Annotated in this window: 1 protein-coding gene and 1 pseudogene; one reads left to right on the forward strand and one right to left on the reverse strand. The window is 62.6% G+C overall.

Annotated elements, in window-relative coordinates; translation table 11 throughout:
- Positions 1-90: pseudogene (locus A5701_RS28140) on the forward strand (class I SAM-dependent methyltransferase); the annotation flags it as partial.
- A gap of 26 nt (positions 91-116) precedes the next feature.
- Here A5701_RS28140 and A5701_RS10865 read toward each other — a convergent pair.
- Positions 117-551, reverse strand: a 435-nt coding sequence (locus A5701_RS10865; protein ID WP_197504961.1) for a class I SAM-dependent methyltransferase, incomplete at its 5' end; no start/stop codon positions are given.

Consider the following 551-nt stretch of genomic DNA (forward strand, 5'->3'; position numbering starts at 1 on the left):
TACGACCGCTACATGAAGTACCTGACCGGTTGCGCGAGGCTGTTCCGCCAGGGTTACACCGACGTCGACCAGTTCACGCTGGAAAAGTAGCGGAACGACCCCCAGCTCCTCGCCGCCTACTTCACGAGCGTGAACTGGCCCACATTGCTGATGCCCTTGCGGAAGAAGTCCTCGCAGCCGGTCAGGTACTTCATGTAGCGGTCGTAGACCTCTTGCGACTGGATGGCGATGGCCGCGTCCTTGTTGGCCGCCAGGTTTGCCGCCCACAAATTGAGAGTCCGCTCGTAGTGCTCACCCAGTAATTGCACCCGGGTCAGCTCGAAGCCGGCCGTTACGGCGTACTCCCCGACGGTCTGCGGGGTCGGGAGCCAGCCCCCCGGGAAGATCTCGGTGAGGATGAACTGCGAGAAGTGCACGATCTCGTGCGTCAGCGTCATGCCCCGCGCCCTGGCCTCCTTGAAGGAGGGGCGAACGATGGTGTGCAGCAACATGATTCCGTCGGACGGCAGCACCTGGTAGGCCATCTTGAAGAAGCGGCCGTAGCGCTGGCG

Source organism: Mycobacterium sp. E3305 (assembly GCF_001666785.1).
GTDB lineage: Bacteria > Actinomycetota > Actinomycetes > Mycobacteriales > Mycobacteriaceae > Mycobacterium.